Here is a 16,726-nt window from a genome sequence, read left to right as displayed (position 1 = left end):
GCGTAGGGTGGACAACGCCAAAGGCTTGTCCACCTATTACTGCTGCGCTGACACCAACTGCTCAGACAGCCGGGTAGGTTCGCGTCCAGACGGTCAGCAGCAAGCCGGCTGCCATCGCCCACGCCAGAGCACCGACGGTCAGGGTCACCACCAGCGTGAAGCGTTCGCTCAGCAGCACAATCGTGAACAGATACGCCGCATAGGGCAGCAGCGACCAGAGGCCGAAAATGGCGGTGCTGCGCAGATCGCTGGCCAGCCGCTCGCTGCCGACGATGTAGTGGGCGATGATCGCGAAGGTTGGAAACAGCGGCACCAGGCCGGCAATGTAGAAGCTCTTTGTCTTCGCCAGCAGCGCAATCAGCAGCACTGCGAGCGCACCCAGGACGCACTTGAGGGCAAGGGACAGCATGTGGATAGATCCGCAAAGGTAGGGACAGGGAATCCCTGAGCAGGGGCAGGACGCCAGAACGCTGCTCATCGGCGCGAATGTATGCCGCGCCGAGATGGCCGTCAATTGGCTGCAAAGCAGGTTTTGACGGCAGCCGACCAACGGCACCGGAGAGGGTGCCGCCGGTCAGTCGGATCAACTGCGCGCGGCTGCTTCGACCCAGTCCAGGCGGTCCTGGCCAAAGAACATCTCGCCATTGACAAAGCAGGTCGGCGCGCCGAAAACGCCGCGCCCGATCGCTTCCTCGGTGGCACGCTTGAGCTGCTCCTTTACCGCCGGGTCACTGGCTTTGGCCATCACCTCAGCCGGGTTAAACCCGGCCTCGACCAGTACCTTGCCGACGATCTCGGGCTCGCCCATGTTCAGCTCGCTGATCCACATGGCATTGAAGATCGCCGTCAGCAGAGGCTCGAACTGTGGTGTGCCCTGATAGGCGGTAACCGCGCGCATCAGTTGCAGGGTGTTGATTGGGAAGAAGGGGTTCTGGTTCAGGGTGACGCCATAGCGGTTGGCGAAGCGCTGCATGTCGATGCGCGAATAGGCGCCCTTGGCCGGCACGGTTGCCGGGGAGCTGTTGCCGGTGGCCATAAATACGCCGCCCAGCAGCATGGGTTTGTAAACCAGGGTGGCCCCGGTGTGCTCGGCAATCGCCGGCAGCTGGCTCCAGGCCAGATAGCTGGCCGGGCTGCCGACGTCAAAATAAAACTCGATGGTCTTGCTCATGTGTCTCTCTCCGGAGCGGGATTAAAAGGTTTCCATCCACGGACGCAGGTCCAGCTCGTGGGTCCAGCTGTCACGGGGCTGGGCGTGAAGGGCCCAGTACTGGTCGGCAATGTGGTCGGGGTTGAGGATGCCATCCTGGTCCTTTAGCGCATAGCGCTCGGGGAAGTTGTCGCGGATAAAGGCGGTATCGATGGCGCCGTCGATGATGGGATGGGCGACATGGATACCCTGCGGCCCCAGTTCGCGGGCCATGCTTTGGGCCAGTGCCCGCAGCGCAAACTTGGCGCCGGCAAAGGCCGAGAAGCCCGAACCGCCACGCAGCGACGCCGTGGCCCCGGTGAAAATAATGGTGCCCTTGCCGCGCGGCAGCATCACCCTGGCGGCTTCCCGGCCGGTCAGAAAGCCGGCGAACCCGGCCATTTCCCAGACCTTGCGGTAGACCCGGGCAGTGGTCTCGGTAATGCCGAAGCGCACGTTGGCACCGATGTTGAAAATCGCCACTTCAACCGGGCCGATCTCCCGCTCGATGTGCTCGAACAGACCCACCATCTCCTCTTCGCTGCGCGCATCGCAGCCGAAGGCGTGGGCCTTGCCCCCGTCTGCCTCGATCTGGTTGACCAGCTCGCTCAGGCTGTCGGCATTGCGACGGGTCACACAGAGGGTAAAACCTTCCTGGGCGAAGCGACGGGCAATGGCGCCGCCGGTGGCATCACCGGCGCCGATCACGACTGCTACGGGTGCAGTTGCTGTCATGGCATGATCCTCGTTATCTATGGTTCTTTTTTGGAACTGACATGATAGTGGGTTTCATTTTGGAACTTGTCAAGCTACTCTGAGCACATCAACTGGAGGGTTAATACATGCGCTGGGAAGAACTGGGTGAGCAGCCCTGCTCGATGTCTCGCACGCTGGCGGTGGTGGGTGACCGCTGGACGCTGCTGATTCTGCGCGACTGCTTTCTCGGCGTACGCCGCTTCGATGCCTTCGAGCGGCGCATCGGCCTGACCCGTCATTTACTGGCTGATCGTCTGAAAAAACTGGTTGAACACGGGGTGCTGCTCAAGGTGCCGTATCAGCAGCGGCCGCTACGTGAGGAGTACCGGCTGACCGAGAAGGGGTTGGCGCTGCATCCTGTGATTCTGTCGCTGGTCAGTTGGGGCGATGCCTGGATGGCCGACGAACGTGGTGCGCCAATCGAGCACTATCACAAAGGCTGCGGCCAGCGGATGAAACCGGTGATGGTGTGCTCTGAATGCGCCGAGCCGCTGGGGCCGCGGGATGTGGATGTGCGGCCGGGTGCGGCCTTTGGCGAAGAGGCGGAGAAGTTGCTGGCGGGCTGAGCGGGAGGCTTCAGTGTCCGGCGGTGTTGGAAAACAGGTTGATGACCATGACGCCGCTGATGATCAGCCCCATGCCGATTAGCGCAGGCAGGTCGAGCCTCTGGCCGTACAGGAGCCAGGCCACGACCGATATGAGCACCACGCCCACCCCGGACCAGATGGCATAGGCAATGCCCACCGGAATGGTCTTGAGTGTCAGCGAAAGAAAGTAAAAAGAGACCAGATAGCCAATTACCACAACCACCGATGGCAGCGGTTTGGTGAAGCCAGTGCTGGCTTTCAGGGCGGAAGTGGCAATCACTTCGGACACAATGGCTGTGATCAGGTAGACCCAAGGGTTCATGCGTATCGCCTCGGTTGGTCAGGCGATGTTACGCAGGCCGCTGGCGCAGGAACAGACTGTTTTTTTGCGGCGGGTTGTGCGCAATCCGGCGGCTGCGAAAGCCGCCGAACTGCTCAAGGGAAGGGCTTGCCTTAGGGCATGCGATACATCGCACACAGCTTGTTGCCGGCCGGGTCGCGCAGGTAGGCCAGATACAGCTTCATGCCGTTGCCTTCACGTACGCCCGGCGGATCCTCGCAGTCGGTGCCGCCAGCTGCCAGACCGGCTGCGTGCCAGGCATCAGCCTGTTCCGGGCTTTCCATCGCGAAACCGATGGTGCTGCCGTTGCCGCAGCTGGCAGGTTCGCCGTTGATCGGTTTGGTGATCGCAAAGACGCCGGTCGGTGTCATGTAGAAGACGCGGCCCTTTGGATCGGCAAAGCCGGGTTTGCAGCCGATAACGCCCAGAGTGGCGTCGTAGAACGCCTTGGATTTTTCCAGATCATTGGCGCCAAGCATGATGTGACTGAACATCGGGTGATCCCTTTTCGTTGGTGTTGTTTTTACTGGTACGTCAACGCAAGCCTCCGCGTAAGCCACGCTGCCGTCAATGCCTCCGTAGGGGGAGATTGATCGGCCATAAGGCTTATTTATTGATCAGTCACTGCCGTGCAGCGCGAACAGCTCGTCGCCGGTCAGTTGCTCGGTGCGCTGGGCGAAGCAATAAAACTCGGGTCTCTGGTCAATAAACACTTCTCGGGTCAACTGCCAGTCCTGCTGGTCGTCAAACAAGCCGACCGGAATAGCGTAGAAAGGTTGATCAAGCAGGCGGTAGAACAGGTGGGTGCCGCATTCCTTGCAGAAGCCGCGTTCGGCCCAGTCCGATGAGGCGTAGACGCTGATCTGCTGTGCGCCGTCAAACGCTACCGGCTGGTCGCTCTCGATTGCGAGTAGCGGCCCGCCGCCCCAGCGTCGGCAGGTTGCGCAATGGCAGGCGCCTACCTGACTGTGGTTGATGGCGGCGCGCAGGGTGACGGCCCCGCACAGGCAGTGGCCTTCAAGTGTTTTGATCGCTGACATGGCAGGGCTCCCGCTGCTGATACTGGACAGGTTTCAGAATAGCCGAGCCTGCCCGATGCTGCGGCAGGCTGCGTATTTGTCGCCAGTGAAGCAGTGTCCGGATCAGGCGATCAGATCAGCGAAGGGGGTATCGCCCCGATAGAGCTCGTAGGTGATGTTACGGCTTTGCCCGGTCCTGATCACATGGGCAATGATACGCGCGGTATCGGCACGGGAAATATGCTGGCGTTCGGCGTCTTCAGGACGACGGGTGGTGATGCAGCCGGTCGCGGCGTCGTCGGTCAGACGGCCCGGACGCAGAATGGTGTAGGGCACGCCGGAGCGCTGCAGATATTCATCGGCGAAGCACTTGGCTACCAGATAGGGTTTGATTGGCGAGTGGCCGCGATCCGGGTTGTCGGCACCGCGTGAACTGACCATGACAAAGTGCTTGAGGTGGTGCTTGAGAGCGTAGTCAACCGCCTTGCGGGCGGCCCACAGATCGACCAGCAGGGTTTTGTCTGCACCGGTGCTGGCGCCAGAGCCGGCGGTGAAGATAACCCGTTCGCAGCCGACAAAGGCGTGCTCGAAGTCGCTCTCCAGATCGCCTTCGATGATCTCCAGCCCCGCAATGCCGGCCAACTTACCGGGGTTGCGAGTCAGGGCAACGACTTTCAGACCTGCCTGCTGCAGCAGCGGCAGCAATTGCAGGCCGATCTGACCGGTACTGCCGATAACCAGTGTCTTGCTCATGGACAGACATCCTCACGCCAGTGTCGCACCCTCTGCGCGGGTGCGTTTGTTGTTATGGGTGCACCGCCGCCGCTGAGGGTCAGCGGATGCGGGTAATGCGTACCAGGCGGTTGCCTTCGAACTCAAGGCTCTGGTAGTTGCCGTGAATCTGGTAGATCCACTCCTCGATATTCATGACCCGGATACGGTCGTTCAATTGCACGCTGTCGACGTAGCCGATGACCTCGCGCGAGATCGGCTCGCCGCAGGCCTGCAGCACCTCGAACTTGAGGTCGCCCTCATCAACGATACTGGTGCCGCAGCGCAGTGCATGTGCCGGCAGGCTGAACAGCAGGGCCAGGAGCGCTGCAAACAGTGCCCGACGACGCGATCGACTTAACATCCCTAACCTCCTGTCAGTGGGAGTTCGTTTGTCGATACTCCCACCGGCTCCGGCCCGGATGCAAGGGCCGCAACACCAGCAGAGGCGCGCCAGTCACCAAACTCAGAGCGCAGCGGCCTCTGCCTCGTAGTTGGCATAGGAGTGCTTGAGGGTGGCGTGGTTGAGCAGCATCTCGGCCTTGAGTACCTCGCCGCTGGCGTCATAGATGCGCGTCAGTACCCAGTAGGACTCGGTGCGCTTGCTCTCGGACAGGGCGACGATCTCGCGGCGGATCAGATAGTCCTCGCCGACCAGCAGCGGGCCGTCGATCATGCGGATTTCCTGATCGGCGAACAGGCCGATAACCGGTTGCTTGACCGGGAAGGCGGCGTCTTTGCTGGTGTACTCGGCGAGTACGCTGACCATCTCGGTCGGAATCACCGCGCGGCCCCAGGGCGTGCTGCTGCCATCGGAATACCAGGGCGAGTTCTCGGTGATGCCGGCCAGCTTCTGGTTCAGCGAGAACGGGTAGAGCTTGCCCATGTGCTGGTCCGGGTCCATGCGGACCTTTTCGTCTACCGCGCCCTTCATGCCAACGTGCAGGTCCGACAGAATCACCAGCTTCTCCGGTGCCCGCAGTTTGGCCATGCGTTCGTACAGCAGGCTCTCGCCCGGGGCGGCATCGATGCTGGCGCTGGCCTCCAGGACCGGCGTGCCGTCTGCCTTTTCGGCCCAGCAGCGCACGCGGGTCTGACCCGGAGCGGGGCGTTCAACAAAGGCGCGTACCTGTTCGCCTTCGACCACCATGTTCTGGAAGTGCGAGGAAAAGCAGCCGCGCTCAAACCAGGCCTGGCCCCAGATCTCGACCAGCAACGGGGTGAACTGGCTGAAGTGGGTGGGACCTTCGATCGGGCCGGCGCGAAAGCCCAGTTTCTCGGCCATGCTGTCGTCGTGAATCGAAGAGTGACCGCTGTACTCCTGGTCGGCCAGCATCTGCTTGGGCTCGCGCAGCGGGCCGCAGAGGTAGAGGGGGGTATCAAAACTCATGGGCGGTGTTCCTGAAAAGGGTGGATAGCTGCACGGCGACGGGCACGTGCCTGACTGAACGACCGAGTTTAGGCGGCAGTTCCGGATCGCGGCAAATGCTCTGTGGCGCGCTATTCATCGGGGTTATCGGCGCGGCGCCGGGCGCGCAGTGCAGGGTTTGGATAGCTGGTATGGCGGAGTATGATGGCCAGCACGCCGCTGCTGCGGTCTTTGTACAAGGAACTTCACATGAAACTGATCAAGTACAGTGCGCTGCTGGTTGCGGCCGCGCTGCTGAGCGCCTGCGGCGGTCACGACTTCGAGGGTGTCTACGAGAGCCGTGCCGGTTCCAGCAACGACGTGCTGAACGCCTTTGCGGAGATGGCCGGGGCTGACCGCATTGTGATCGGCGACGACTACATCGAGTCCGAGGGCCGGCGCACGACCTTCGACGATATCTTCGAGCGCGAGTCGGCGGGCAAGCGCTATCTGGTGTTCAAGAGCGGCGAAACCGAAGAGGTCTGGACCATCGTCGACGACAAGACCCTCATGCAGGGTAATGAACTGGTCAATATCAAGCTGGTGCGGGTGGAGTAATACCCGGTCAGGGTGTCTTGCAGGCGCTCAGAACAGCCTTGAGACAAGCGCGGTAACCGCCGTTTCCACCCGCAGGATACGGTCGCCCAGTTGCACCGGCTGCATGCCGGCCTCGATCAGTTTGTCGACCTCATAGGGAACCCAGCCGCCCTCGGGGCCGATGGCCAGCGTCAGCGGCTGGTCGCTGCCGCGTGGGCAGGCCGGGAAGTTGCCGGGGTGGGCAACCAGCGCCAGACGGCCGTCGATGATGCCGGGCAGGCTGTCCTCGACGAAGGGTTTGAAGCGTTTCTCGATGCGCACCGTCGGCAGCACGGTATCGCGCGCCTGCTCCAGGCCCAGCAGCAGGTTGTCGCGCACCACCTCCGGTTGCAGGAATGGGGTCTGCCAGAAGCTCTTTTCCACCCGCACGCTGTTGAGCAGGATGATCTCGGGTACGCCGAGGGTGGCGCAGTGCTGCAGAATGCGGCGGAACATCTTCGGGCGGGGCATGGCCAGCAGCAGGGTCAGCGGCAGTTTGGCTGGCGGTGGGTCGGTCAGCACGACGTTGAGCAGAGCGCTGTTCTTGTCCAGATCCAACACCGTGCCCTGGCCCATCAATCCGTTGATGCGGCCGACACGCAGGGTGTCGCCAACGCCGACCTGCTGGATGTCCAGCATATGGGCCAGGCGGCGGCCGCTAAGGCGAACATGGTCCGCGTCGATGAAATCAGTCTCTTCAAGCAGCAGCAGGTTCATGCCTGCGGGCTGTCCTGCTGATCTTCTGACGTGCGCGGGCGAACCATTCGGCTGAACAGGATGCCGACTTCATACAGCAACCACATCGGTACCGCCAGCAGGGTCTGGGAGATCACGTCCGGCGGAGTCAGTACCATGCCGACGGTGAAGCAGCCGACGACCACGTAGGGGCGCGCCTTGCTAAGGCTCTGTACGTCAATGATGCCGACCAGCACCAGCAGCACGGTGGCGACCGGAATCTCGAACGACAGGCCGAAGGCCATAAACAGCGTGAGCACGAAGTCCAGATAGCTGTTTATGTCGGTCATCACCGCCACGCCATCCGGCGCGGCGCTGGTGAAGAAGCCGAACACCAGCGGAAAGACCACAAAGTACGCGAACGCCATGCCGCCGTAGAACAGCAGGATGCTGGAGACCAGCAGCGGGATGGCGATGCGCTTTTCATGCTTGTACAGCCCGGGTGCGATAAAGCCCCAGATCTGATGCAGCACGAACGGCATGGCAATGAACAGCGCGCTGACCAGGGTCAGTTTGAACGGGGTCAGAAACGGCGAGGCCACGTCCGTGGCGATCATGCTGGTGCCGGGCGGCATCAGCGCCCGCAACGGTTCGGAAATGAACGCGTAGATGTCGTTGGCGAAGTAGAACAGGCCGGCAAAGATCAGCAGCCAGATCAGCACGATACGCAGCAGACGCGAGCGCAGCTCGGTCAGGTGCGCGACCAGCGGCATGTCACCGGCAGATTTGGCTGGTGGCAGTTCAGGGTTGCTCATGGCGGGTGTCTTGCTGCTCATTGACGGGCTCGGCGCTGGATTTATCGGCGGTCGGGCCAGTGTGCGACGACTGTGTGACGGGCTTGTTACCGCTGGCAGCGTGCAGCTGATTGCTTGGACTGCCGGCGTTCAGGCCCTGTTTTTCCAGTTCGGCGAGGATGCGCTCGTTGTGCAGTTGCTGACGAATTTCGTCGGCACCGATCTCACGCTCGACCTGGCTGCGCACCTCGGAGAAGCCGCGCTTGATCCGTCCTACGGTCAGGCTGACGGTGCGGATGGCACCGGGCAGCCGTTCGGGGCCGAGTACCAGCAGGGCGATGATCGCCACCACCAGCATTTCCATAAAGCCGATGTCGAACATGAGACGGAACCTGTCGGCGAATTACTGCTTGTTGGACGGAGCGTCCGGCTTGTGCTCTTGCGCCTTGGCGTCGAGCGTTTCTCCCGACTTGTTTTCGACCGAGGGTTTGTCCTCATCGTTCATCGCCTTGCGGAAACCCTTGATTGCGCCGCCCAGATCGCCGCCGATGTTCTTGAGCCGCTTGGTACCGAACAGCAGTACCACGATGACCAGTACGATCAGCAGTTGCCACAGACTAATGCCACCAAAACCCATGTTTGCCTCCGGGGCCTATTGCCCAGTTTATTTGCTGCGGGACGCCTTTTCTTCCAGACCGGAGAGGTCGAAGCGGCGTGCCAGTTCGTTCAGGATGTCGTCCGGACCGAGGCCGAGATGACTGAGCATGACCAGTGAGTGGAACCACAGGTCAGCGGTCTCGTAGATCAGGTCGGACTTGTCGTCGCTGTGCTGACAATCCTTGGCGGCGAGCAGTGTCTCGGTGCACTCTTCACCGACCTTTTCGAGAATCTTGTTCAGGCCCTTGGCGTGCAGGCTGGCAACGTAGGAGGTGTCGGCAGACGCCTGCTTGCGTTGCTCCAGTACGGCAGCCAGTTGGCTCAGGGTGTCAGACATGTTTTGGGTGCTCGTATAACGTTTTCGGGTCCTTGATGACGGCGTCGACGGTTTGCCACTGGCCGTCCTTCAGAACCCGGTAGAAACAACTCTCGCGACCGGTATGGCAGGCAATGCCGCCGATCTGCTCGACCTGCAGGATGATCACGTCGGCGTCGCAGTCCAGCCGCAGCTCGTGCAGCTTCTGCACGTTGCCGGACTCCTCGCCCTTGCGCCACAGGCGCTGACGCGAACGGGACCAGTAAATGCCGCGGCCTTCCTGCACGGTCAGCTGGAGGGCTTCGCGGTTCATCCAGGCCATCATCAGGATACGCTGGGTATGTACATCCTGGGCAATGGCGGGGACCAGGCCGTCGGCATCCCAGTGGATGCTGTCGAGCCAGTCACTGGCGGGGGTCGAGTCGGTCATGGCGGGTCGTCTTTGAGTTAATGTCGCAAGTTTGCCAGTTCTGCGGGGTGCTGACTATCCGCGGCGCAGAATCAGCCAGCTTCCCAGTGCGATCAGGCCCCACTGGGCCGGGGCGGCGTCAAGCCAGAGTGCCGGGTCCGCGCCGCCCAGAGCGCTGGCGCCGAAGACCAGCAGAGCGATCCCGGCCAATTGCAACGGCCAGCGCGAACGCTGTTGCGCACGGGGTTGCTCGGGCGCTCTGGCCAGCTTTCCCAGCGCCTGGTTGGTGGTATCAATCAGGGCCGGTACGCGTTCCAGATGCTGTTGCCAGGTCTTGAGCTGATGCTGCGGCAGCATGCGTTCGCGCATCCAGCGCTCCAGGTAGGGCTGGGCGGTATTCCACAGATCCAGATCCGGATACAGCTGGCGGCCCAGACCTTCGATGTTGAGCAGGGTTTTTTGCAGCAATACCAGTTGCGGCTGCACTTCCATATTGAAGCGGCGTGCGGTCTGGAACAGGCGCAGCAGCAGCTGGCCGAAGGAGATATCCTTCAACGGGCGCTCGAAGATCGGCTCGCAGACACTGCGGATCGCTGCTTCGAACTCGTTGACCCGGGTATCGGCCGGGACCCAGCCAGAGTCGATATGCAACTGTGCCACGCGGCGGTAATCACGCTTGAAAAACGCCATCAGGTTGCGCGCCAGATAGCTCTGGTCCTCCGGCGTCAGGCTGCCGACGATACCGAAGTCGATGGCGATGTACTGCGGCTCCCACGGGTGCTTGCGGGAGATGAAGATGTTGCCCGGGTGCATGTCGGCGTGGAAGAAGCTGTCACGGAACACCTGGGTAAAGAAGATTTCGACGCCGCGTTCGGCCAGTTTTTGCATGTCGGTGCGCTGGTCTGCGAGGGCGGCCAGATCGGTCACTGGAATGCCGTCGATCCGCTCCATCACCAGCACCTTGTGGCGACACCAGTCCCAGTGGATGCGGGGGATATACAGCAGCTCGGAGCCCTCGAAGTTGCGCCGCAGCTGCGAGGCATTGGCGGCTTCGCGGTGCAGGTCCAGCTCGTCGAAGATGGTCTTTTCGTAATCCTCGACCACCTCGACCGGGCGCAGACGACGACCATCGGCAGAAATGCGCTCCAGCAGGCGTGCGGCCAGAAACAGCCACTGGATATCCTGATCGATGGTTTCGCCAATACCCGGACGAACCACCTTGACCACCACCTCACTGCCATCTTTCAGGCGGGCAGCGTGGACCTGGGCTACCGAGGCGGAGGCCAGCGGCTGGTCGCTGAACTCGGCGAAGACATCCTCAATGCGTTGACCGAGCTGCTCCTCAATCCGTGCGCGGGCCCTGGGGCCGGGGAAGGGCGGTACCTTGTCCTGCAGACGGGCCAGTTCAAGGGCGATGTCTTCGGGCAGCAGGTCGCGGCGGGTAGACAAAATCTGGCCGAACTTGATGAATACCGGGCCGAGGTCTTCGCAGGCCTTGCGCAGCCGCGCGCCACGGCTCAGGTCGCGCGGGGCCGGTCGCAGACGCCAGGGGCCGAGCTGCAGCGTCAGGCGCGCCAGCCACGGCAACGGCAATGCCAGCAGGATCTGGTCCAGGCGGTAGCGGGCGAAGATATGCAGGATGCGCAGCAGGCGCGAAAAGGCGGTGAGTCTCATGCGTCGGGCGAGTCCGGTGCGGTAGGAGTGAGCAACTCAACCCGGGCTTCCAGGCGGTCGAGTTGCAGGCGCAGTGCGTGCAGCTGTTCGGCGCGGGCGCGGGCCTCGGCCTGGCCGACCAGCTGACGGCTCTCTTCGGTCAGGTACTCGACCAGGGTCTGGCGCAGGCTTGCGCGGCTTTCGCGGCCCCAGTGGTGGCTGCGGCGCAGCGCGCTGCCGATGGCGTGACCGGCGACCGGGCCGAGCCAGCGGGCCAGTTCGGCCTCACCGTCGAGCCTGAGGTCGGTCATGATGTTCTGCAGTGTGACCAGCACCTGGCTGTCGCCGACCAGCTCGACGTCCGGCTCCTGCAGCAACGCCTTGCGGTCGCTGCTGATCAGCAGGCGGGCAAGCAGGGCACTGGGCGCGTGCAGTTCGCAGTCGGCGGGCTGTTCGCTGGCGTTGCGCAGGGCAATCTCGCCCTCGGCTGGCAGCAGCCAGAGTTGCCAGTCCGGGTCACGGGCCGAGATAAGTACAGATTTGCCCTGCAGTGCGCCGAGCCGCCTGGCGGTCACACTGTCACGGGCCAGTGCCGCAGCAATGCTGCGCTCGGCCGCCTTGAGCAGTGCAGCCGGCAGCATCAGGGTTTGATGCCCCGGTGCAGGGCGACGATGCCGCCGGTCATGTTGTGGTAGGTGACCCGGGCAAAGCCTGCTTCTTCCATCATCGCCTTGAGGGTTTCCTGATCCGGGTGCATGCGAATCGACTCGGCCAGATAGCGGTAGCTCTCGGCATCGTTGGCCACCAGCTTGCCCATCAGGGGAAGGAATTTGAAACTGTACTGGTCGTAGACCTTGGACAGCAACTCGCTCTTGGGTTTGGAAAACTCCAGCACCAGCAGTCGGCCGCCGGGCTTCAATACGCGCAGCATTGAGGCGATGGCGGTGTCCTTGTGGGTGACGTTACGCAGGCCGAAGGCGATGGTGATGCAGTCAAAGTAGTTATCCGGGAATGGCAGTGCCTCGGCGTCCGCCTGGACGAAGCGTACGTTACCGGCGACGCCCAGATCGAGCAGGCGGTCGCGGCCGACCTTGAGCATGGAGGCATTGATGTCGGCGAGGATGACTTCACCGGTCGGGCCCACACGCTTGGCAAAGCGGCGAGTCAGGTCGCCGGTGCCGCCGGCAATGTCGAGTACCCGGTTGCCGGTGCGTACGCCAGACAATTCGATCGTGAAGCGCTTCCACAGGCGGTGAATGCCGCCGGACATCAGGTCGTTCATGATGTCGTACTTGGCGGCTACCGAGTGAAAGACCTCAGCGACGCGCTGGGCCTTTTCGGACTCGGCGACCGTCTGATAGCCGAAGTGGGTGGTTTTGTCGCTGTCGTGTCGATCGCTCATGGATTCCGTCTGCGCTGGAAAATTTGCCCCATTCTAACCATTTTTTGCACCCGGAAGCGCAGTCCATTTGCCGCGCCCGGGTTTTCCCCCGGGTGATGACGGCTGCCCTCATTTGCGGCATGCTGACGAGCTTTGTTAACAACACTGGATGAAACAAACGATGCCGACCGTAGACATTACCCGCGAACACAGCCTGGGCAAGGAAGAAGCGCGTCAGCGTGCCCAGAAATTGGCTGACAAGCTGGTTCAGAAGCTGGACGCCAAATGCAGCTGGGAGGGTGACCAGTTGACCTTCAAACGCAGTGGCGCCGATGGCCGCATCACTGTCTCCGATACCGACGTGCGAGTACAGGTCAATCTGGGCATGATGCTCACGCCGATGGCCGGCATGGTGAAAAGCGAAGTGCAGAAGGCACTGGACAAGTACCTGGTTTGATTGCTGTGTCATCGTGTCGCAGGCTCCGGCTGTAACGGCTGTCCCAGAGCCTGCGTGCACGTCCTCGCGGACAGGCTGCTCTGCCCGGTCCCGGTTTTTAGTATGTGTTTTCTAATTTTGCTGGGTAAGTTTGTCTCCAAGGATCGGTAACCGGTCCATTGCAGTATCCCAATCTACTGAACTGGAGTTACGAACATGGCCAAGAACACCGCAAAGAAAATTGAAGAAAGCACCGCTGGTTTTGCTGCTGACGTGAAGAAATACGCCCATCAGATCTGGCTGGCAGGCCTGGGTGCCTATGCCAAGGCCGGTAAAGAAGGTGCGGACTATTTCAAGGCGCTGGTAAGCGAAGGCGAAGCCGTCGAGAAACAGGGCAAGGAACTGGTCGCCAGCCAGGTTGAAGCCGCCAACAGCCGCATCGAAACCTTCAAGGAAAAGGTGCAGGAAAAGACCGGCGGTCGCTTCAGCAAGGTTGAAGAAGTATTCGACGAGCGCGTTGCTTCCACCCTCGGTCGCATGGGTATTCCGAGCAAGAAAGATATTGATCAGCTGTCTGCTAAGCTGGATGATCTGAGTGCTGCACTCAAGTCGCTGCAAAGCAAGTAAGGTCACAGAGGAGTTGCTCCATGGCGGGTAAAAAGAAGGACAAGGATCCAAGTTGGGTTGCGGATATCGAAAGCTATTCGCGGCAGATCTGGCTGGCAGGTCTGGGTGCCTACGCCAAGGTCGGGAAGGAGGGCGTGAAGCTTTTCGAAACCCTGATCAAGGACGGAGAGGTTGCCGAGAAGAAAGCCAAGGCCGAGATCGACAAGCAGGTCGACACCCTCAAGGGTAAGGCGAAAGCCGGCAAGAGCCCGCTTGATGAAGCCAAGTCCAAGGCCGAAAAGGCCAAGGGCAAGCTGACAGGCAAGTGGAATGAGCTGGAAGAAGCCTTCGACAAGCGTCTCAACAGTGCTGTTTCCCGCCTTGGGGTGCCCTCACGTGATGAAGTGAAGGCGCTGAACGACAAGGTCGATGAGTTGACCAAGCTGATTCAGGGTATGGCTTCCGGCAAGGCGCCGGCTGCCAAGGTTGCGCCGAAAGCCAGCCCTGCGGCTGCCAAACCGGCGGCGAAACCTGCTGCCAAGCCGGCAGCCAAGCCGAAGACCGCAGCTGCCAAGCCCGCAGCGAAACCGGCCGCCAAGCCAGCCGCGAAGGCCGCACCGAAGCCGGCTGCCAAACCGGCGGCGAAGACTGCTGCGGCCAAGCCGAAGGCACCAGCCAAACCGAAAGCCCCGGCCAAGCCGAAGGCGACTCCGGCTGTTAAGGCACCCGCTGCGGCGACCCCTGCTCCGGCACCTGCAGCGCCCGCTGCGGCACCGGCGGCGGACAAGCCCACCGACGCCTGATTGCGCTCAGTCGTACCGGACCCCGCACTGCTTCGGCATTGCGGGGTTTTTTATTGGCTGCTTGAGAGTGGGCGATCAGTTGTAGCGGTCGATCAGCAGCTGCATCCATTCGGCGGTCTCCTCGTCGAGGCAGGGGCGCAACAGGCCGAGCATCTGCTGTACGCCGCCGGCGGCATCGACTTCGCCGTCTCCGGCGACGCGCTGGTAGTCGAGCCAGAACAGGGTGGTCTGGCACAGCGCGTCAAGCAGCCGTTGCTCCGCGTCCTCATCGCAGATCAGATGGCCACTGTTGCGCAGGGCCCGCAGCACCTGATTCAGTCGGCTGCGCAGCGCCGCCAACCACGGGCGCATGGCATGGCGCAGGAAGGGATAGCGCCCCATCAGGTTGGACAGATCCTGGAACAGGAAGCGGTGAGTGGCGATGGCTTCGAAGAGCAGGTGCAGCAGCAGCCAGAGGTCGTCGGGTGAGGCATCGTCGGGTTCTTCTGGGCTGACCAGCAGGCTGTGGGTGGAAAGCAGAAAGTCATCGACCAGCGCCTCCAGCAGTGCTTCCTTGCCCTTGAAGTGGTAATACAGGTTGCCCGGACTGATCTCCAGCTCGTTGGCGATGTCCAGGGTGGTGACGTTGGGCTCGCCGTCGGCATTGTAGAGTTCCAGAGTGCAGAGCAGGATGCGATCGCGGGTCTTCATCGGTTACTCATTGCTGTTGAACGTATTGGCCGGGCGCCGGGCCGTGGCCGCCATCGGCGTGAGTCGGTGCGCTGATCAGATCGCCGCTGTAGCGCTTCAGCCAGCCAGTCCAGGCCAACCACCAACTGCCCTGCTGTGCTTCGGCTGTGGCCAGCCAGGCGTCGGCAGAAGCGCAGGTGACCTGGCCGTGCTGGAAGTGCGCGCGTGGATGGCCGGGCGGGCACAGCAGGCCCTGAATATGGCCACTGTGGCACAGATTGAAGACTTTCTCGCCCCCCAGACGGGTACCGGGGTAGGTGTTTTGCCAAGGCACGATGTGATCCCGCCGCGCGGCCAGATGCCAGCTGGGCAGGGTCACTGCGCTGAGGTCGATTGCTTCACCGTTCAGCTGCAGGCTGCCGGGCTGGCCAAGCGGGTCGCGGTCGAACAGGTCGAGCAGGTCCTCGACCAGTTGCGCCGGCAGGCGGGTGTGATCGTGTCCCCAGGTGCTGACCGGGCAGTCCTTCAGCTCGCGGCCCAGCCCGTAACGGGTGACGGCCGGTATCCAAACCAGTTGTTCCGGCCGCATCCAGCCGAACAGGGCGCCGCTGCTGCGGGCGTCGAGGTAGCCGTCGCGCCAGACCCGCTGGCACAGGCGCTGTCGGGTTGCCGGGCCGCTCAGGCGCATCAGGTCGGTCTGCAGGCGAGTATCCAGCGGGGTTACCAGCAGACTGAGTGCATTCAGTTGGCTAGGGCGGCCTGCGGCCTGTTGCCAGGCGCAGAGCAGGGCAGCGATCAGGCCGCCGCTGCAGACACCGGTGAGTGTTGCCTGGGGGCTGGCGCTGTGCTGCAGGCACTCGCTCAGCGCGCGCTGGCTAGCGCTGACGTAGCGGCCCAGCCCCCAGTTGCAGTGGCTGGGATTGGGATTGCGCCAGCTGATCAGGTAGACCTGCAGCCCCTGTTGCAGGGCATGGCGGATCAGACTGGTGTCCTGGGTCAGATCAAGCAGGTAAAAGCGGTTGATCGGCGGCGGAACGATCAGCAGCGGAGTGTTGTGGACGCGGTCAGTCAATGGCTGATAGCAAAGCAGCTCGAACTCGGCGTGGCGGGCGATTACCTGGCCAGGGCTGCAGGCGATGTCACGCCCGAGCAGGTGACGGGTATCCAGATTGGGTTGGGCAAAGGGGCGACCGCTGGCCAGGTCGGTCCAGAGGTTATGTGCGCCCCGGCACAGGCTATGACCCCGGCTTTGGCGGGCGGCGTCGAGCACCTCAGGGTTGAGCAGGCTGTTGCTGGGTGCTGCGGCGGCAGCCACTTGCTCCAGCAGCCAGCGCAGTTGCGCGCGCTCGTGCTCAGCCATCTCCAGGCCGTTGAGCCATGCGTTCAGCGGCTGCTGCCAGGCGTACCAAAGCTGCAAAATGCGTTGTGGCATGGTTGCCTGCCAGCCCGGGTGGCTGAAGCGGGGGTCGCCCTCCGGTACGTCGATATCCAGCTGGCCGAGCAATGCTTGCAGGGCCTTGCCCAGGGTTTGGAGCAGGTAATCTGCATGGTGGCAGGGTTGTTGGCTCAGGCTGCGCAACAGTGCCAGCAGACTCTGCGACAGGTCTCGCCCGATAGCGCTTTGGCGCGTTCGTCCTTGTGAGTGCTCGGGCATCCAGCGTTCCTGATCCAGATCCGTGTC

The 16,726-nt window shown here is 62.3% G+C and carries 25 protein-coding genes; 5 read left to right on the top strand and 20 right to left on the bottom strand.

Annotation, left to right across the window (positions count from 1 at the left end; translation table 11 throughout):
• Window positions 1-61: 61 nt before the first annotated feature.
• The 3 genes from ACZ5WQ_RS12625 to ACZ5WQ_RS12615 form a co-directional block, all read right to left on the bottom strand.
• A complete protein-coding gene (locus ACZ5WQ_RS12625; protein WP_228247088.1) occupies window positions 62-406 on the bottom strand; it encodes a GlpM family protein in 345 nt (114 codons plus the stop codon).
• Between the two features lie 177 nt (window positions 407-583).
• Window positions 584-1,171 (bottom strand): 2-hydroxychromene-2-carboxylate isomerase, encoded by a 588-nt coding sequence (locus ACZ5WQ_RS12620; RefSeq protein WP_338212393.1) that lies wholly within the window; start codon window positions 1,169-1,171, stop codon window positions 584-586.
• A gap of 21 nt (window positions 1,172-1,192) precedes the next feature.
• Window positions 1,193-1,924 carry an SDR family oxidoreductase gene (locus ACZ5WQ_RS12615; protein ID WP_464382414.1) on the bottom strand — a complete coding sequence of 244 codons (732 nt, stop codon included), beginning with the start codon at window positions 1,922-1,924 and terminating at the stop codon, window positions 1,193-1,195.
• 107 nt (window positions 1,925-2,031) lie between these two features.
• Here ACZ5WQ_RS12615 and ACZ5WQ_RS12610 point away from each other — a divergent pair, with 107 nt between their 5' ends.
• On the top strand, window positions 2,032-2,511 hold the full coding sequence (locus tag ACZ5WQ_RS12610; RefSeq protein ID WP_464382413.1) for a winged helix-turn-helix transcriptional regulator: 480 nt from the start codon (window positions 2,032-2,034) through the stop codon (window positions 2,509-2,511).
• A 10-nt stretch (window positions 2,512-2,521) separates the two neighbouring features.
• Here ACZ5WQ_RS12610 and ACZ5WQ_RS12605 read toward each other — a convergent pair whose 3' ends face one another.
• The 6 genes from ACZ5WQ_RS12605 to ACZ5WQ_RS12580 form a co-directional block, all read right to left on the bottom strand.
• Entirely contained in the window at window positions 2,522-2,854 is a 333-nt protein-coding gene (locus tag ACZ5WQ_RS12605) for a DMT family transporter (protein ID WP_464382412.1), read from the bottom strand.
• A 131-nt stretch (window positions 2,855-2,985) separates the two neighbouring features.
• The gene (locus ACZ5WQ_RS12600) at window positions 2,986-3,366 is read right to left on the bottom strand and encodes a VOC family protein (protein WP_228247055.1); all 381 of its coding nucleotides are present in this window, start codon (window positions 3,364-3,366) and stop codon (window positions 2,986-2,988) included.
• A 123-nt stretch (window positions 3,367-3,489) separates the two neighbouring features.
• Window positions 3,490-3,912 (bottom strand): GFA family protein, encoded by a 423-nt coding sequence (locus ACZ5WQ_RS12595; protein ID WP_269688478.1) that lies wholly within the window; start codon window positions 3,910-3,912, stop codon window positions 3,490-3,492.
• A gap of 102 nt (window positions 3,913-4,014) precedes the next feature.
• The gene (locus ACZ5WQ_RS12590) at window positions 4,015-4,644 is read right to left on the bottom strand and encodes an SDR family oxidoreductase (protein WP_269688479.1); all 630 of its coding nucleotides are present in this window, start codon (window positions 4,642-4,644) and stop codon (window positions 4,015-4,017) included.
• A gap of 79 nt (window positions 4,645-4,723) precedes the next feature.
• The gene (locus ACZ5WQ_RS12585; protein WP_269688480.1) at window positions 4,724-5,026 is read right to left on the bottom strand and encodes a DUF2845 domain-containing protein; all 303 of its coding nucleotides are present in this window, start codon (window positions 5,024-5,026) and stop codon (window positions 4,724-4,726) included.
• A 102-nt stretch (window positions 5,027-5,128) separates the two neighbouring features.
• Complete coding sequence (locus ACZ5WQ_RS12580) at window positions 5,129-6,052, bottom strand: hypothetical protein (protein ID WP_269688481.1); 924 nt, start codon at window positions 6,050-6,052, stop codon at window positions 5,129-5,131.
• Window positions 6,053-6,280: 228 nt separating this feature from the next.
• On the opposite strand from ACZ5WQ_RS12580, the gene ACZ5WQ_RS12575 reads away from it, so the two are divergent.
• A complete protein-coding gene (locus ACZ5WQ_RS12575) occupies window positions 6,281-6,628 on the top strand; it encodes a hypothetical protein (protein WP_228247050.1) in 348 nt (115 codons plus the stop codon).
• 27 nt (window positions 6,629-6,655) lie between these two features.
• On the opposite strand, the gene ACZ5WQ_RS12570 is transcribed toward ACZ5WQ_RS12575, so the two are convergent.
• Genes ACZ5WQ_RS12570 through ubiE form a run of 9 tightly spaced genes read right to left on the bottom strand, consistent with a single transcriptional unit; the run spans window position 6,656 to window position 12,552 of the window.
• Window positions 6,656-7,363: a 16S rRNA (uracil(1498)-N(3))-methyltransferase gene (locus ACZ5WQ_RS12570; RefSeq protein ID WP_464382411.1), complete on the bottom strand. Its 708-nt coding sequence runs from the start codon at window positions 7,361-7,363 to the stop codon at window positions 6,656-6,658.
• Window positions 7,360-8,136 carry a twin-arginine translocase subunit TatC gene (gene tatC / locus ACZ5WQ_RS12565; protein ID WP_464382410.1) on the bottom strand — a complete coding sequence of 259 codons (777 nt, stop codon included), beginning with the start codon at window positions 8,134-8,136 and terminating at the stop codon, window positions 7,360-7,362. Before tatC ends, ACZ5WQ_RS12570 begins: the two co-directional genes overlap by 4 nt.
• Window positions 8,123-8,497, bottom strand: a complete 375-nt coding sequence (gene tatB, locus ACZ5WQ_RS12560) for a Sec-independent protein translocase protein TatB (RefSeq protein WP_464382409.1) — start codon at window positions 8,495-8,497, stop codon at window positions 8,123-8,125. The genes tatC and tatB overlap by 14 nt, the downstream gene beginning before the upstream one ends.
• A 21-nt stretch (window positions 8,498-8,518) precedes the next feature.
• On the bottom strand, window positions 8,519-8,752 hold the full coding sequence (gene tatA, locus ACZ5WQ_RS12555) for a Sec-independent protein translocase subunit TatA (RefSeq protein ID WP_228247044.1): 234 nt from the start codon (window positions 8,750-8,752) through the stop codon (window positions 8,519-8,521).
• A gap of 27 nt (window positions 8,753-8,779) precedes the next feature.
• The gene (locus ACZ5WQ_RS12550; RefSeq protein ID WP_088276119.1) at window positions 8,780-9,109 is read right to left on the bottom strand and encodes a phosphoribosyl-ATP diphosphatase; all 330 of its coding nucleotides are present in this window, start codon (window positions 9,107-9,109) and stop codon (window positions 8,780-8,782) included.
• Entirely contained in the window at window positions 9,102-9,518 is a 417-nt protein-coding gene (gene hisI / locus ACZ5WQ_RS12545; protein WP_088276120.1) for a phosphoribosyl-AMP cyclohydrolase, read from the bottom strand. Before hisI ends, ACZ5WQ_RS12550 begins: the two co-directional genes overlap by 8 nt.
• Before the next feature lie 54 nt (window positions 9,519-9,572).
• Window positions 9,573-11,171: a ubiquinone biosynthesis regulatory protein kinase UbiB gene (ubiB, locus tag ACZ5WQ_RS12540; RefSeq protein ID WP_464382408.1), complete on the bottom strand. Its 1,599-nt coding sequence runs from the start codon at window positions 11,169-11,171 to the stop codon at window positions 9,573-9,575.
• Window positions 11,168-11,791, bottom strand: coding sequence for a ubiquinone biosynthesis accessory factor UbiJ (locus ACZ5WQ_RS12535; RefSeq protein ID WP_464382407.1), 624 nt, complete (start codon window positions 11,789-11,791; stop codon window positions 11,168-11,170). The genes ubiB and ACZ5WQ_RS12535 overlap by 4 nt, the downstream gene beginning before the upstream one ends.
• Window positions 11,791-12,552, bottom strand: a complete 762-nt coding sequence (gene ubiE, locus ACZ5WQ_RS12530) for a bifunctional demethylmenaquinone methyltransferase/2-methoxy-6-polyprenyl-1,4-benzoquinol methylase UbiE (RefSeq protein ID WP_228247040.1) — start codon at window positions 12,550-12,552, stop codon at window positions 11,791-11,793. Before ubiE ends, ACZ5WQ_RS12535 begins: the two co-directional genes overlap by 1 nt.
• A 160-nt stretch (window positions 12,553-12,712) precedes the next feature.
• Here ubiE and ACZ5WQ_RS12525 point away from each other — a divergent pair, with 160 nt between their 5' ends.
• The 3 genes from ACZ5WQ_RS12525 to ACZ5WQ_RS12515 all read left to right on the top strand — a co-directional run bounded on the left by ACZ5WQ_RS12525 (window position 12,713) and on the right by ACZ5WQ_RS12515 (window position 14,376).
• Window positions 12,713-12,988 carry a polyhydroxyalkanoic acid system family protein gene (locus ACZ5WQ_RS12525; protein ID WP_228247039.1) on the top strand — a complete coding sequence of 92 codons (276 nt, stop codon included), beginning with the start codon at window positions 12,713-12,715 and terminating at the stop codon, window positions 12,986-12,988.
• A 195-nt stretch (window positions 12,989-13,183) separates the two neighbouring features.
• Window positions 13,184-13,594: a phasin family protein gene (locus ACZ5WQ_RS12520; protein WP_228247038.1), complete on the top strand. Its 411-nt coding sequence runs from the start codon at window positions 13,184-13,186 to the stop codon at window positions 13,592-13,594.
• Window positions 13,595-13,614: 20 nt separating this feature from the next.
• A complete protein-coding gene (locus tag ACZ5WQ_RS12515) occupies window positions 13,615-14,376 on the top strand; it encodes a phasin family protein (RefSeq protein WP_233048486.1) in 762 nt (253 codons plus the stop codon).
• 75 nt (window positions 14,377-14,451) lie between these two features.
• Here the strand turns inward: ACZ5WQ_RS12515 and ACZ5WQ_RS12510 are convergent, their stop codons facing one another.
• Both ACZ5WQ_RS12510 and ACZ5WQ_RS12505 read right to left on the bottom strand, forming a co-directional pair.
• On the bottom strand, window positions 14,452-15,066 hold the full coding sequence (locus ACZ5WQ_RS12510) for a TetR/AcrR family transcriptional regulator (RefSeq protein WP_233048485.1): 615 nt from the start codon (window positions 15,064-15,066) through the stop codon (window positions 14,452-14,454).
• Window positions 15,067-15,073: 7 nt separating this feature from the next.
• Window positions 15,074-16,699: a PHA/PHB synthase family protein gene (locus ACZ5WQ_RS12505; RefSeq protein ID WP_464382406.1), complete on the bottom strand. Its 1,626-nt coding sequence runs from the start codon at window positions 16,697-16,699 to the stop codon at window positions 15,074-15,076.
• Between the last annotated feature and the right edge of the window lie 27 nt (window positions 16,700-16,726).

This window comes from Halopseudomonas sp. T1L2, assembly GCF_055397385.1.
This window is presented reverse-complemented; position numbering and strand designations above follow the sequence as displayed.

Excerpts from the sequence above, each read along its gene's own strand:
- ACZ5WQ_RS12620 (WP_338212393.1), bottom strand. The coding sequence starts at position 1,171 with ATGAGCAAGACCATCGAGTTTTATTTTGACGTCGGCAGCCCGGCCAGC.
- ACZ5WQ_RS12615 (WP_464382414.1), bottom strand. The coding sequence starts at position 1,924 with ATGACAGCAACTGCACCCGTAGCAGTCGTGATCGGCGCCGGTGATGCC.
- ACZ5WQ_RS12610 (WP_464382413.1), top strand. The coding sequence starts at position 2,032 with ATGCGCTGGGAAGAACTGGGTGAGCAGCCCTGCTCGATGTCTCGCACG.
- ACZ5WQ_RS12605 (WP_464382412.1), bottom strand. The coding sequence starts at position 2,854 with ATGAACCCTTGGGTCTACCTGATCACAGCCATTGTGTCCGAAGTGATT.
- ACZ5WQ_RS12600 (WP_228247055.1), bottom strand. The coding sequence starts at position 3,366 with ATGTTCAGTCACATCATGCTTGGCGCCAATGATCTGGAAAAATCCAAG.
- ACZ5WQ_RS12595 (WP_269688478.1), bottom strand. The coding sequence starts at position 3,912 with ATGTCAGCGATCAAAACACTTGAAGGCCACTGCCTGTGCGGGGCCGTC.
- ACZ5WQ_RS12590 (WP_269688479.1), bottom strand. The coding sequence starts at position 4,644 with ATGAGCAAGACACTGGTTATCGGCAGTACCGGTCAGATCGGCCTGCAA.
- ACZ5WQ_RS12585 (WP_269688480.1), bottom strand. The coding sequence starts at position 5,026 with ATGTTAAGTCGATCGCGTCGTCGGGCACTGTTTGCAGCGCTCCTGGCC.
- ACZ5WQ_RS12580 (WP_269688481.1), bottom strand. The coding sequence starts at position 6,052 with ATGAGTTTTGATACCCCCCTCTACCTCTGCGGCCCGCTGCGCGAGCCC.
- ACZ5WQ_RS12575 (WP_228247050.1), top strand. The coding sequence starts at position 6,281 with ATGAAACTGATCAAGTACAGTGCGCTGCTGGTTGCGGCCGCGCTGCTG.
- ACZ5WQ_RS12570 (WP_464382411.1), bottom strand. The coding sequence starts at position 7,363 with ATGAACCTGCTGCTGCTTGAAGAGACTGATTTCATCGACGCGGACCAT.
- tatC (WP_464382410.1), bottom strand. The coding sequence starts at position 8,136 with ATGAGCAACCCTGAACTGCCACCAGCCAAATCTGCCGGTGACATGCCG.
- tatB (WP_464382409.1), bottom strand. The coding sequence starts at position 8,497 with ATGTTCGACATCGGCTTTATGGAAATGCTGGTGGTGGCGATCATCGCC.
- tatA (WP_228247044.1), bottom strand. The coding sequence starts at position 8,752 with ATGGGTTTTGGTGGCATTAGTCTGTGGCAACTGCTGATCGTACTGGTC.
- ACZ5WQ_RS12550 (WP_088276119.1), bottom strand. The coding sequence starts at position 9,109 with ATGTCTGACACCCTGAGCCAACTGGCTGCCGTACTGGAGCAACGCAAG.
- hisI (WP_088276120.1), bottom strand. The coding sequence starts at position 9,518 with ATGACCGACTCGACCCCCGCCAGTGACTGGCTCGACAGCATCCACTGG.
- ubiB (WP_464382408.1), bottom strand. The coding sequence starts at position 11,171 with ATGAGACTCACCGCCTTTTCGCGCCTGCTGCGCATCCTGCATATCTTC.
- ACZ5WQ_RS12535 (WP_464382407.1), bottom strand. The coding sequence starts at position 11,791 with ATGCTGCCGGCTGCACTGCTCAAGGCGGCCGAGCGCAGCATTGCTGCG.
- ubiE (WP_228247040.1), bottom strand. The coding sequence starts at position 12,552 with ATGAGCGATCGACACGACAGCGACAAAACCACCCACTTCGGCTATCAG.
- ACZ5WQ_RS12525 (WP_228247039.1), top strand. The coding sequence starts at position 12,713 with ATGCCGACCGTAGACATTACCCGCGAACACAGCCTGGGCAAGGAAGAA.
- ACZ5WQ_RS12520 (WP_228247038.1), top strand. The coding sequence starts at position 13,184 with ATGGCCAAGAACACCGCAAAGAAAATTGAAGAAAGCACCGCTGGTTTT.
- ACZ5WQ_RS12515 (WP_233048486.1), top strand. The coding sequence starts at position 13,615 with ATGGCGGGTAAAAAGAAGGACAAGGATCCAAGTTGGGTTGCGGATATC.
- ACZ5WQ_RS12510 (WP_233048485.1), bottom strand. The coding sequence starts at position 15,066 with ATGAAGACCCGCGATCGCATCCTGCTCTGCACTCTGGAACTCTACAAT.
- ACZ5WQ_RS12505 (WP_464382406.1), bottom strand. The coding sequence starts at position 16,699 with ATGCCCGAGCACTCACAAGGACGAACGCGCCAAAGCGCTATCGGGCGA.